The sequence below is a fragment of the Rhizobium sp. O111 genome (assembly GCF_055616315.1).
This window is the reverse complement of sequence record NZ_JBSHXL010000001.1, coordinates 108,245-120,022: the sequence shown is the minus strand read 5'-3', so window position 1 is coordinate 120,022 and position 11,778 is coordinate 108,245. Positions and strand designations below refer to the sequence as shown.

The following is an 11,778-nucleotide window of genomic DNA, read 5'->3' as shown; positions in this document are numbered from 1 at the left end:
TGATCGTCCAAGCCTGAGCCTGCTCTTCCGGCTAGCATCGCGGAGTTAAATTTGCGAGCGGAGACCGGAAGGCAATCGATCATCGATCGATTGGACAGTGTCGTGAACAGTATTTTCGCAATCGCATCGATTTTTCAATCGTGCACACTATGTCAGTTACGCATTGGATCGGTCGCCGACAGTCCGCTGTCTTCGCCGGGGAGTTTCGAGCGGTTCGCCTTGCGCCAAGGCTTTCCGCGTCTTTGAAGGATTAAAGGGGATGGTCATGCTGAAAAGAATAGCCCTTGCCGTATCGCTCTGTGCCCTGACGGCAGGTGCGGTGCAGGCCGCGGATGTCGTGGTGTCGTCGAAGATCGACACGGAGGGCACGCTGCTCGGCAACGTGATCGCGCTGGCGCTCAACGCCAACGGCATCAAGACGAAGGACCGCATCGCGCTCGGCGCCACGCCCGTGCTGCGCAAGGCGATCACCGCAGGCGAGATCGACATCTATCCCGAATACACAGGCAATGCCGGCTTCTTCTTCAACAAGCCCGACGATGCGGCCTGGAAGAACATCCAGCAGGGCTATGACATGGCCAAGAAGCTGGATTACGACGCCAACAAGATCGTCTGGCTGACGCCCTCGCCCGCCAACAACACATGGGCGATCGCCGTGCGCAACGACGTTGCCGGGAAAAACAACCTGAAGAGCATGTCCGATTTCGGCAAGTGGGTCGCCGGTGGCGGCGAAGCGAAGCTCGTGGCCTCGGCCGAGTTCGTCAACACCGCCGGCGCGCTGCCGGCGTTCCAGACGACCTATGGCTTCACGCTGAAGCCGGAACAGGAGATCGTGCTCTCGGGCGGTGATACCGCCGCCACGATCAAGGCCGCCGCCGACCAGACGAACGGCGCCAATACCGCGATGGTGTACGGCACGGATGGCGCCATCGAGGCGGCCGAGCTCACCGTTCTCGAAGACGACAAGAGCGTGCAGCAGGTCTATGCGCCGACGCCGATCATCCGCGAGGAGGTGTTGAAGGCGAACCCGAAGATCGAAGAGATCCTGGCGCCGATCTTCAAGAGCCTGACGGCCGACGAGCTGCGCAAGCTGAACGGCAAGATCCAGGTCGATGGCGAGCCGGCGAAGAGCGTCGCCGAGGCCTATCTGAAGGAAAAAGGCTTCCTGAAGTAATCGCCGACGCTCCGTGTCCAGCAATGGATGCGGAGCCGTTTTCCTTCCAGGCTGGGATGGATCGATGGAAGAAACCTTAGCGGTCCGCAGACTGGACCGGCTCGGCGTCGTTCTCGTGGTCACGGGCGTCGCGGCGGCGGCATTGCTGCCATTCATCTATGTGAAGGCGAACCGGATCGCATCGGGCAAGCCGATGTTGCTGATGCAGCTTCTGGACCAGCCCTCCGTCATCATCCTCACCCTGCTTCTCGTTCTTTCGGCCTGCGCGGTGCTGTTTCTCGAAAACGCCTATGCACGGCTTGCGATCTCGACGCTCTGTCTGGCGGCATTGCTGGCGGCGATCGGCTTCGTGGCGACGTCGTTTACGCCAGAGGGCAGCACGGCGGCGCGCATGACGCCCGGCGGGGGCTTCTGGGTGCTGCTCGCGGTCACATCGCTGATCATATCGGATGCGCTGGTGAAGGTGCGGCTGAAGCCGTGGATGCGGGTCGCGGCGCTTGCTGCTTACGCCTGTCTGCTCGGTGTTTTTCTCTGGTCGGGGCTGCTCGACAGTCTCTCGATCATGCGCGAATTCGCCAATCGCGGCGACCAGTTCTGGGCCGAGGCATGGACGCATGTTGAGCTGGCCTTCGGCTCGCTGGCGATCTCGGTGGCGATCGGCCTGCCTGTGGGCATCGTCTGCTTCTGGGTACCCAAGCTTCGGGATGCGCTTTTGCAGGGGCTGAGCCTGATCCAGACGATCCCGAGCCTCGCGCTCTTCGGCCTGCTGATGCTGCCGCTCGGCTATCTCGCGGCGCACGTTCCCTTGGCGGCGGCGGTCGGGATCAGCGGCATCGGCGCGGCACCCGCGCTGATCGCGCTGGTGCTCTATTCGCTGCTGCCGATCGTGGCCAATACCGTCGTCGGTCTCGAGGGTGTCGACCCCGCCGTGCGCGACGCAGCCGCCGGCATGGGGCTGACGCGGCGCCAAATCCTCACCGGTATCGACCTGCCGCTGGCGCTGCCGGTCATCCTCACGGGCATTCGCATCGTGCTGGTGCAGGCGATCGGGCTGGTGACGGTCGCGGCGCTGATTGGCGGTGGCGGGTTCGGGGTCTTCATCTTCCAGGGGCTCGGCCAGACGGCCATGGACCTCGTTCTTCTCGGCGCCGTGCCGACCGTCATCTTCGCCTTCTCTTCGGCCGTCATTCTCGATGCGGTCGCCGACAGCATACGGGGACCCGCCGCATGAGCATGATCGACATCCGCAACGTCACCAAGCGCTACGGCGATACGACCGTGGTCGACAATGTGTCGATGGCAGTCGAGAAGGGAGAGATCACCGTCATCGTCGGAACCTCGGGCTCCGGCAAATCGACGCTGATCCGGATGATCAACCGGCTGGTGCCGATGACCTCGGGCGAAATCCGCGTCGGCGGGCGCAACGTGGCCGATGTGCAGGAGACAGAACTGCGCCGCAATATCGGCTACGTCATCCAAGGCAACGGGCTCTTTCCGCACCGCACGGTGGCGCAGAACATCGCGACGGTGCCGCAGCTGCTCGGCTGGGAGCGCGGCAGGATCGACGCCCGCGTCGACGAACTGCTCGGCCTCTTCAATCTCGACCCCAAATCCTTCGCCAGGAAGTATCCGCATCAACTTTCGGGCGGCGAGCAGCAGCGCGTCGGCGTTGCGCGGGCGCTGGCAGCGGGGCCGGAGGTGCTGATCATGGACGAACCCTTCGGCGCGCTCGATCCGGTCATTCGTGGCAAGGCGCAGGACGATCTTCTGGCGATCCAGAAGCAGTTCGGCACGACGATCATTCTCGTCACCCACGACATGGACGAGGCTTTTCACCTCGGCAACCGGATCGCGGTGATGCGCGGCGGCAGGCTGCTGCAATATTCGACGCCGGAAAAGATCATCACCGAGCCCGCCGACCCCTTCGTGCAGCAGTTGACAGGAACGACCGACCGCGCGCTGAAGCGCATGTCGCTGCTGCCGCTGACATCGGGCATGGCGCCTGCCAAGGCCGGGCTCGACCACGGCCTGCCGCAATCGCTCAGCCTGCGCGACGCGCTGGCCGAAATGATCTGGCAGGGGATCGACGAAGCCGCCGTCGAGAACGAGAAGAAGGCGGCGATCGGGTCGATCTCGATGTCGCACCTCCTGGAGCTGGGCCGCAAGGAATGAAGCTCCTCACCGCCAATCTCTTTCGCGTCGCGGCTTTGGCGCTGCTCCTGATCCTGTTGTTCCGGACGGAGTGGCTGTCCTTTCTGCTGACGCCGCTCACCAAAAACAACGCGCCGGCCGTCTACACGCAAAGCAGCCTGCCGCTTCTGGCGCTCGGGCATCTGCAATTGGTGCTGATCTCGATTGTCGGGAGCGCCGTGGTCGCCATTCTGGGCGGCGTTTTCGTGACGCGGCGCAGCGGCGCCGATTTCCTGCCGCTGTCGCGCGCCATCGCCAATGCCGGACAGACCTTTCCGCCGGTCGCTGTGCTGGCGCTGGCAGTGCCGGCCATGGGCTTCGGCGCCGGGCCGACGCTGGTGGCGCTGTTTCTCTATGGGCTGCTGCCGATCTTCGAAAACACCATCTCCGGCCTGCGCCAGGTCTCCCCCGCCGTGCTCGATGCCGCCGACGGCATGGGCATGAACCCGACACAGCGGCTGTTCCAGGTGGAGCTGCCGCTGGCGCTGCCGCTGATCATCGAGGGCGTGAAGGTGGCGACCGTGATCAATATCGGAACGGCCACCATCGGCTCGACGGTGGCGGCCAAGGGACTGGGCGAAGTGATCATCGCCGGGCTGATATCCGACAACACCGCCTTCATCCTGCAGGGCGGCCTGATCGTCGGGCTGATGGCGCTGTTGATCTATGACGCGGTGGGATTGGTGGAAAGCGCGATGACGCGAAGAATGGGCTTGCGCACCGCCTAAGGCAGCAGCTACCAAAGCGGCCTGATACGCACGATGGAGGCAGCCTTGGCCAAGATGATTCACTCGATGATCCGCGTTCTCGACGAAGCGCGCTCGGTCGAATTCTACGGCAAGGTCTTCGGGCTCGAGGTCGCCGACCGCATCGATTTCGACACCTTCACATTGATCTATCTTAGCAACCGCGAGACCGGCTTCGAGCTGGAACTGACCATCAACAAAGGCCGCGTTGAACCCTATAGTCTCGGCGACGGCTATGGGCATCTGGCGGTGTCGGTCGACGAGGTCGCCGTCGAGCACAAGCGGCTGGCGGAAGCCGGGCTTAATCCCGGCAAGCTCACGGAACTCAACCGCGACGGCAAGCTGCTTGCCCTGTTCTTCTTCATTACCGATCCCGACGGCTACAAGATCGAAGTCCTGCAGCGCCACGGCCGCTATCTCTAAGAGACCCAGATGATTTCCAAAACAGACCTGCATACCGGCTGGACACTCAACTGTAACGTTGCAGGAAAGCCTGATCTGCCTAAAACGGTGCCGGCGCATGTGCCCGGATGCGTGCATCTTGACCTACTGACGAGCCGGCTGATCCCCGACCCCTATGTCGATGTCAACGAGATCACCAATGACTGGATCGGCCGCGAGGACTGGACCTATCACTGCCGCTTCGACGCATCGCCCGACGCCGATCTCGTGCAGGAGCTTGTCTTCGACGGGCTGGATACGGTGGCGACGATCTCGCTCAATGGCGAAGAGATCGGCCAGACGTTCAACATGCACCGGACCTACCGCTTCGACGTCTCCGATCGCCTGAAGGCCGAGGATAACGAGCTGGTCGTGACCTTCCGCTCGGCTTACGCCTACGGCGCGGAGATGGAAGCGCATTACGGCTACCGGCCGAACAACTATCCCGGCCCCGGCAACCTGATGCGCAAGATGGCCTGCAATTTCGGCTGGGACTGGGGCCCGACGCTGGTGACGGCGGGGATCTGGAAGCCGGTGCGGCTGGAGCGCTGGGCGAAGGCGCGGCTGGCCGAAACGCTTGTGTCGGCGACGCTTGCCGGTGGAGACGGGCTGATGACGGTGCGGGCAAAGATCGCGCGCGCGGGTGACGCCGGCGACTGCCGCATCACGGCCAGCATCGGCGGCGTCACGCATAGCGAGATCGTCGCGGCCGGGACCGACGAGGTCAGTTTCCAGGTGCGCGTACCCTCGCCGCAAATCTGGTGGCCGCATCATCTCGGCGCGCAGCCGCTTTATCCGTTGCATGTCGAACTGCGCGACGGCGAGAGCGATGAGCTGCTCGACGACTATGTGAAGCAGATCGGCTTCCGATCGGTGCGGCTCGATACCTCCCCGGACCAACATGGATCGGCCTTCACCTTCGTGATCAACGACGTGCCGCTGTTTCTCTGCGGCGCCAACTGGATCCCCGACGATTGCTTCCCATCGCGGGTCACGGCCGAGCGCTATGCCTCGCGGATCGGCGAGGCGAAGGCCGCCAACATCAACCTTTTGCGGGTATGGGGCGGCGGCATCTTCGAGCGGGATGAATTCTACGAGGAATGCGACCGTGTGGGCATGCTGGTGTGGCAGGATTTCCTGTTTGCCTGCGCCTCCTATCCTGAGGAGGAGCCGCTGCGTGGCGAGGTCGAGGCGGAGGTGCGCGACAACGTCGCCCGGCTGATGCCGCATCCATCGCTGATCGTCTGGAACGGCAACAACGAGAATATCTGGGGCTTCGACGAGTGGGGCTGGCGGCCGATCATCAAGGACGGCGAGAGCTGGGGGCTCGGCTACTATCTCGATGTTCTTCCGAGGCTTTGCGCCGAACTCGATCCCGAGCGCCCCTACTATCCCGGCAGCCCCTATTCCGGCACGATGGAGATCGAGCCGAATGCGGATGCGCATGGATGCAAGCACATCTGGGATGTGTGGAACGACGTGGGCTACGAGGTCTACCGCAACTATATCCCGCGCTTCTGCTCGGAATTCGGCTGGCAGGCGCCGCCCAACTGGGCGACGATGGAAGAGAGCGTGCACGACGCGCCGCTGACGCCGATCTCCAACGGCGTCTTCCATCATCAGAAGGCGACGCAAGGCAATGACAAGCTGATCCGTGGCCTGGCCGGCCATCTGCCAGAGCCACGGACGATGAACGACTGGCACTTCGCCACGCAACTGAACCAGGCTCGCGCCATTCGCTTCGCCGTCGAGCACATGCGGTCGCACCGCGACATTTGCAAGGGCGCCGTCGTCTGGCAGTTCAACGACTGCTGGCCGGTGACCTCCTGGGCGGCGCTGGATTCGGCCGGGCGGCGAAAGCCGCTGTGGTACGCCATGCGCCAGGCTTTCGATCCGCGGCTTCTGACGATCCAGCCGCGCGACGGCGGGCTTGCGGCCGTTGCCGTCAACGAGCGGACGCTGTTCTGGCGGGCGAAGATTTCGGGCAAGCGGCTGAAGCTGGATGGGACCGTGCTTGCCGAGTTCGAATTCTGGCGGTTGCTTTGCGACCGGTTCGAGGCGAAGGCATTCACGCTGCCTCGGGATATCGCGACCGCCGACGATCCCAGCAACGAAGTGGTCGTTGTCGACATGCTGGACCGGCGGGCGTTTCACTATTTTGTCGAGGATATCGACCTCAAGCTGCCGAAGCCGGAGATGAAGATCGAGGTCAGCAAGCGGGAGGGCGGGTACGCGGTCGCGGTGACGGCCGTCAGCCTGCTGAAGGATCTCTGCCTGATGGCCGATCGCCTCGATCCGGATGCGGTGGTGGATACGATGCTGATCACGCTTTTGCCGGGCGAGACGCATGTGTTCGAAGTGGAGACGCAGGCGGCGATCGGTGTGGCCGATATCGTGGTGGGGAGGGTGCTGCGCTCGGCCAACGATCTCGTTTCAGCGGGTTGAGATAGGCCGGCGCAATTCATGCAAAAACCTCCGACTTTCGCCGGAGGTTTTTGTGGCCGTCGGTGGGTCCCGCACGCGGCGGGACCCTTCCGTTGCGGCCTCGCGGGAGACTTACATCCAGTAGGGCGGCACGCCGTAGTAGTCATAGACCCGGCGGCCGTTATCGTTGTACCAGGTGTCGTCATCATCCGCGTAGCTTGGCGCGCCTTCGATCTGTTCCTTGGTCAGGTCGATGCGGTAGCCATCCAGCTGAGTGTCGTAGGACAGCTTATCCCAGGGCAGCGGATAGTGATCGTGACCGATGCCCATGAAGCCGCCGAAGCTCAGCACGGCATAGGCGACGCGGCCATCCCTCTTGCCGAGGATCAGGCGCTCGATCGAGCCGATGTGCTTGCCATCCGCGCCATACACGCGGGTTCCTTCGACGCGGTCGCTGGCGATCAGCGAGTGCGTGTCCTTGACGTTCGGGTCACGGAGGGTCTTGTCGTTGTCCTGTTGCAGCATGTCTCTACTCCCTTTCGGTTGGTTTCTCGTGCCTGGCCTCTACTCCTCGTGCCTGGCGTATGAATTGAAAACGTCGCCCGATGCCCGTTGTTCCCGAATTTGATCCGCAATTTTGGCGGGCGCCGCAATATTGACGTTTACGTCAAGGTTATTGTAGCTTGATGCTGCTTGAACCATTCGAGCAATGACATAAGCTGCCGTATTGGAGGATGGAGGATCATCCAATGGTTTCGACGGGCGCCCCGCCGGCAGCGACAGGGAGAGAGACACGATGAACAGCATTTCCGCCCATCCTGGCGGTGAAAGGCACGACAAGCCGTGGCTTGCCACCTATCCGGCGATCGTACCTGCCGAGCTTCCGGCACTGGAATACGGATCACTGGCGGAGCTGCTTGAGAAATCCTGCGCGCGCTATGCCGACCGCATCGCCTTTTCCAGCATGGGCAAGACGCTCACCTACCGGCAGCTGGAAAGCCAGACGCGCAAGATCGCCGCATGGCTGCAGGCAAGCGGACTGCAGAAGGGCGATCGTGTCGCGGTGATGATGCCGAACGTGCTGCAGAACCCGATCGCCGTCTACGGCATCCTGCGCGCCGGGCTCGTGGTGGTGAACGTCAACCCGCTCTATACGCCGCGCGAACTGGAGCATCAGCTGCGCGATGCCGGCGCCAAGGCGATCTTCGTTCTGGAGAACTTCGCCCATACCGTTCAGCAGGTGCTTGGCCATACCGATGTGCGCCATGTAGTCGTCACGTCGCTCGGCGAAATGCTGGGCGCCAAGGGGCTGATTGTCAATCTGCTCGTGCGCAAGGTGAAGAAGCTCGTTCCCGCCTGGTCGATCCCCCGGCACAAGACGTTCAAGCAGGTGCTTGGCGAGGGCGACGGCGCAGCGCTGAAACCATCAGGTCTTGTCGGCAGCGACATCGCGTTCCTGCAATATACCGGCGGCACGACTGGCATCGCCAAGGGTGCGGTGCTCACGCACAAGAACCTCTTGTCGAACAAGCTGCAGCTGGAGCTCTGGCTGAAATCCGCCTTCGAGAAGCGCCAGCGGCCGGATGTGTTGAACTTTCTCTGCGCGCTGCCGCTCTACCATATCTTCGCGCTGACGGTGAACTCGCTGATGGGCATGTCGCTCGGCGCGCATAACATCCTCGTCGCCAATCCGCGCGACATCCCTGCCCTGGTGCGCGAATTCGCCAAGTCCAACGTCCACGTCTTCCCCGGGCTCAACACGCTGTTCAACGCGCTGATGAACAACCCTGAATTCGCCAAGGTCGATTTCTCTTCGCTGGTGATTTCGCTCGGCGGCGGCATGGCCGTGCAGCGGCCAGTTGCGGAGCGCTGGCTGACGATCACTGGCAATCACATCACCGAAGGGTATGGGCTTTCCGAGACATCGCCGGTCGCCACCGCCAACCGCTTCGATTCGCCTGAATTCACCGGCGCGATCGGCCTGCCGATCTCCTCCACCGATCTCGATATCCGCAACGAGGACGGCGCGTCGCTGCCGCTCGGCGAGGTCGGCGAGATCTGCATTCGCGGGCCGCAGGTAATGGCCGGATACTGGAACAAGCCGGATGAGACGGCGCGCGCCATGACCCCCGACGGCTATTTCCGCACCGGCGACATGGGCTTCATGGATGCCCGCGGCTACACCAAGATCGTCGACCGCAAGAAGGACATGATCCTCGTCTCCGGCTTCAACGTCTACCCGAACGAGATCGAGGAAGTGGCGGCGATGCACCCGGGCATCCTGGAAGCCGCAGCCGTCGGCGTGGCGGACGGGCACTCCGGCGAGGCGGTGAAGCTCTTCGTGGTGCGCAAGGATCCTGCTCTGACCGAGGCGGATGTGAAGGCGCATTGCGTGGCCAACCTTACCAACTACAAGCGGCCGCGCTTCATCGAGTTCCGCACCGAACTGCCGAAATCGCCGGTCGGCAAGATCCTGCGCAAGGATCTGCGCGCGTAATATTTTCACAATTGAGCACAACCCAAAACTGTGCTGCTATCCGCTTGTTTTGAGGCAGAAGCAGCACAGGTCGCGGCAATGCGGCCTATCGGCGAGGATGGGCCGCGCCGACTTCGGCAAGAGCCTTGCTATCAGAACGGGAGGTGATGATATGTGGTTTCGACCGCTTAGCGTCACGCTTACGGTGAGGAAAACCCGGACGAGCTGGTCACTCAGCGTCCGGGTCGCATTCCAAGCCAGATAAGCGCAGCAGGTGGAGTTACAGCTCCGCCTGCAACCTCTCCAATATAGCCCGACTGCGCTGGCGCATCAAGCGCGACGTGCGCACCCTTTTTATGAATAGTTTCAGACATAACTTGATTTGCACCCGGTAAAGCGAATAGTTTCCGCGACCCTCTCGCCCTGCAAAGGAGCCTCCCATGAATGCCATCGTCGACCAACTGAAAAGCACAGCGGCTGCCACCAAGGCCACCGATATCCGTGCTGCCTTCGCGGCCGATCCGAAACGCTTTTCGCGCTTCACCGCCTCGCTCGACGACCTCCTGATGGATTTCTCGAAGACCGCCGTGAACGACGAAGTGCTGGCCCTTCTGGTCAAGCTCGCCGAAACCGGCGGTGTCGAGGCCAAGCGCGACGAGATGTTCTCGGGCAAGGCGATCAACTTTACCGAAAACCGCGCCGTGCTGCACACGGCCCTTCGCAACCGTTCCAACACCCCTGTAATCGTCGACGGCAAGGACGTGATGCCTGACGTCAACGGCGTGCTCGCCGCCATGGGCAAGTTTGCCGACGGCATCCGTTCTGGCGCGCTGAAGGGCGCGACCGGCAAGAAGATCACCGACGTCATCAACATCGGCATCGGTGGCTCCGACCTCGGCCCCGTCATGGCGACGCTGGCGCTGGCACCTTTCCATGACGGCCCGCGCGCGCACTTCGTCTCCAACATCGACGGCGCGCATATCGCCGACATCCTGAAGCTGGTGCAGCCGGAAACGACGCTGTTCATCGTCGCTTCCAAGACCTTCACCACCATCGAGACGATGACGAACGCCCAGACGGCGCGCAAGTTCGTCGCCGATGCGCTCGGCGAGGCAGCCGTCCAGCATCACTTCGCAGCCGTATCGACCGCGCTCGACAAGGTTGCTGCCTTCGGTATCGAGAGCGAGCGCGTGTTCGGCTTCTGGGATTGGGTCGGCGGTCGCTACTCGATCTGGTCGGCCATCGGCCTGCCGCTGATGATTGCCGTTGGGCCTGAGAACTTCGGCAAGTTCCTCGACGGCGCGCATTCGATCGACAACCACTTCCGCACGGCGCCGATTGCCAAGAACCTGCCGATCCTGCTCGGCCTGATCGGTTTCTACAATCGCAACGTTCTCGGCTACGCCACCCGCGCGATCCTGCCCTACGACCAGCGCCTGTCGCGCTTCCCCGCCTATCTGCAGCAGCTCGACATGGAATCGAACGGCAAGGGCGTCACGATCGACGGCACGCCGGTCGAAGGCAATTCCGGTCCTGTCGTCTGGGGCGAGCCCGGCACCAACGGCCAGCACGCCTTCTACCAGCTGATCCACCAGGGCACGAGCGTGATCCCGGCCGAGTTCATGATCGCCGCCAACGGCTTCGAGCCGGAGCTGCGCCACCAGCATCAGCTCTTGATGGCAAACTGCATCGCGCAGTCGGAAGCGCTGATGAAGGGCCGCACCTTCGAGGAAGCCAAGAAGCAGCTGACCGACAAGGGCATGGAGGACAAGCAGGCCGATTTCATCGCGCCGCACCGCGTCTTCACCGGCAACCGTCCGTCGATCACCTTCGTCTATGACAAGCTGACGCCGTTCGCCTTCGGCCGCCTCGTTGCGCTTTACGAACACCGCGTCTTCGTCGAAGGCGTGCTGTTCCGCATCAACTCCTTCGACCAGTGGGGCGTCGAGCTCGGCAAGGAACTGGCGACCGGCCTGCTGCCCGTCATCGAAGGCAAGGAAAGCGCTGCCGGCCACGATTCGTCGACGCAGGGCCTTGTCGCCGAGCTGGCGAAGCTCGCGAAGTAACGAGCGCAACGTTCAAACGACGCTCCCGTGGTGACCGCCGCGGGAGCGTTTTTTATTTGGCTGAGATGACTGCCCTCAGGACCACCCCCTGGTGGCGGTCAGGGCCTGGCGCCCTTGCCTGATGGTACGGTGCTCGCGGCCTGCTTGACCTGCGAGCCCGGCTGCGAGGCGACTGCCGGAGCGGACTTGTCTTTCTTCGGCTTGCGCGCTTCACGCGTGCCGCGGAGTTGACCCTTTGCCATTTCAAGCTCCCTGGTTGGC

General features: G+C 62.8%; 11 protein-coding genes. 8 read left to right on the top strand and 3 right to left on the bottom strand.

Annotation, left to right across the window (positions count from 1 at the left end; all coding sequences use genetic code 11):
- Nucleotides 1-265: 265 nt before the first annotated feature.
- From osmF to ACVTFQ_RS00585, 6 genes are all read left to right on the top strand, one after another.
- The gene (gene osmF / locus ACVTFQ_RS00610; RefSeq protein WP_047507534.1) at nt 266-1,174 is read left to right on the top strand and encodes a glycine betaine ABC transporter substrate-binding protein OsmF; all 909 of its coding nucleotides are present in this window, start codon (nt 266-268) and stop codon (nt 1,172-1,174) included.
- Nucleotides 1,175-1,238: 64 nt separating this feature from the next.
- Nucleotides 1,239-2,405: an ABC transporter permease gene (locus tag ACVTFQ_RS00605; RefSeq protein WP_111561633.1), complete on the top strand. Its 1,167-nt coding sequence runs from the start codon at nt 1,239-1,241 to the stop codon at nt 2,403-2,405.
- Nucleotides 2,402-3,346 carry an ABC transporter ATP-binding protein gene (locus ACVTFQ_RS00600; protein ID WP_111561632.1) on the top strand — a complete coding sequence of 315 codons (945 nt, stop codon included), beginning with the start codon at nt 2,402-2,404 and terminating at the stop codon, nt 3,344-3,346. The genes ACVTFQ_RS00605 and ACVTFQ_RS00600 overlap by 4 nt, the downstream gene beginning before the upstream one ends.
- A complete protein-coding gene (locus ACVTFQ_RS00595) occupies nt 3,343-4,092 on the top strand; it encodes an ABC transporter permease (protein WP_018898282.1) in 750 nt (249 codons plus the stop codon). Before ACVTFQ_RS00600 ends, ACVTFQ_RS00595 begins: the two co-directional genes overlap by 4 nt.
- A gap of 45 nt (nt 4,093-4,137) precedes the next feature.
- Nucleotides 4,138-4,533: a VOC family protein gene (locus ACVTFQ_RS00590; protein ID WP_111561924.1), complete on the top strand. Its 396-nt coding sequence runs from the start codon at nt 4,138-4,140 to the stop codon at nt 4,531-4,533.
- A gap of 9 nt (nt 4,534-4,542) precedes the next feature.
- The gene (locus ACVTFQ_RS00585) at nt 4,543-6,996 is read left to right on the top strand and encodes a glycoside hydrolase family 2 protein (RefSeq protein ID WP_112436912.1); all 2,454 of its coding nucleotides are present in this window, start codon (nt 4,543-4,545) and stop codon (nt 6,994-6,996) included.
- A 111-nt stretch (nt 6,997-7,107) separates the two neighbouring features.
- Here the strand turns inward: ACVTFQ_RS00585 and ACVTFQ_RS00580 are convergent, their stop codons facing one another.
- Entirely contained in the window at nt 7,108-7,500 is a 393-nt protein-coding gene (locus tag ACVTFQ_RS00580) for a PRC-barrel domain-containing protein (protein ID WP_018898279.1), read from the bottom strand.
- 39 nt (nt 7,501-7,539) lie between these two features.
- Nucleotides 7,540-7,782, bottom strand: coding sequence for a hypothetical protein (locus ACVTFQ_RS00575; RefSeq protein WP_146618471.1), 243 nt, complete (start codon nt 7,780-7,782; stop codon nt 7,540-7,542).
- Between ACVTFQ_RS00575 and ACVTFQ_RS00570 the strand changes: the two genes are divergently transcribed.
- Nucleotides 7,772-9,472 (top strand): long-chain fatty acid--CoA ligase, encoded by a 1,701-nt coding sequence (locus ACVTFQ_RS00570; protein ID WP_111561630.1) that lies wholly within the window; start codon nt 7,772-7,774, stop codon nt 9,470-9,472. The genes ACVTFQ_RS00575 and ACVTFQ_RS00570 overlap by 11 nt on opposite strands.
- Before the next feature lie 419 nt (nt 9,473-9,891).
- Nucleotides 9,892-11,517, top strand: a complete 1,626-nt coding sequence (gene pgi / locus ACVTFQ_RS00565) for a glucose-6-phosphate isomerase (protein WP_111561629.1) — start codon at nt 9,892-9,894, stop codon at nt 11,515-11,517.
- Between the two features lie 98 nt (nt 11,518-11,615).
- On the opposite strand, the gene ACVTFQ_RS00560 is transcribed toward pgi, so the two are convergent.
- The gene (locus ACVTFQ_RS00560; protein WP_181459210.1) at nt 11,616-11,759 is read right to left on the bottom strand and encodes a hypothetical protein; all 144 of its coding nucleotides are present in this window, start codon (nt 11,757-11,759) and stop codon (nt 11,616-11,618) included.
- Nucleotides 11,760-11,778: the final 19 nt, after the last annotated feature.

Excerpts from the sequence above, each read along its gene's own strand:
- osmF (WP_047507534.1), top strand. The coding sequence starts at position 266 with ATGCTGAAAAGAATAGCCCTTGCCGTATCGCTCTGTGCCCTGACGGCA.
- ACVTFQ_RS00605 (WP_111561633.1), top strand. The coding sequence starts at position 1,239 with ATGGAAGAAACCTTAGCGGTCCGCAGACTGGACCGGCTCGGCGTCGTT.
- ACVTFQ_RS00600 (WP_111561632.1), top strand. The coding sequence starts at position 2,402 with ATGAGCATGATCGACATCCGCAACGTCACCAAGCGCTACGGCGATACG.
- ACVTFQ_RS00595 (WP_018898282.1), top strand. The coding sequence starts at position 3,343 with ATGAAGCTCCTCACCGCCAATCTCTTTCGCGTCGCGGCTTTGGCGCTG.
- ACVTFQ_RS00585 (WP_112436912.1), top strand. The coding sequence starts at position 4,543 with ATGATTTCCAAAACAGACCTGCATACCGGCTGGACACTCAACTGTAAC.
- ACVTFQ_RS00580 (WP_018898279.1), bottom strand. The coding sequence starts at position 7,500 with ATGCTGCAACAGGACAACGACAAGACCCTCCGTGACCCGAACGTCAAG.
- ACVTFQ_RS00570 (WP_111561630.1), top strand. The coding sequence starts at position 7,772 with ATGAACAGCATTTCCGCCCATCCTGGCGGTGAAAGGCACGACAAGCCG.
- ACVTFQ_RS00575 (WP_146618471.1), bottom strand. The coding sequence starts at position 7,782 with ATGCTGTTCATCGTGTCTCTCTCCCTGTCGCTGCCGGCGGGGCGCCCG.
- pgi (WP_111561629.1), top strand. The coding sequence starts at position 9,892 with ATGAATGCCATCGTCGACCAACTGAAAAGCACAGCGGCTGCCACCAAG.
- ACVTFQ_RS00560 (WP_181459210.1), bottom strand. The coding sequence starts at position 11,759 with ATGGCAAAGGGTCAACTCCGCGGCACGCGTGAAGCGCGCAAGCCGAAG.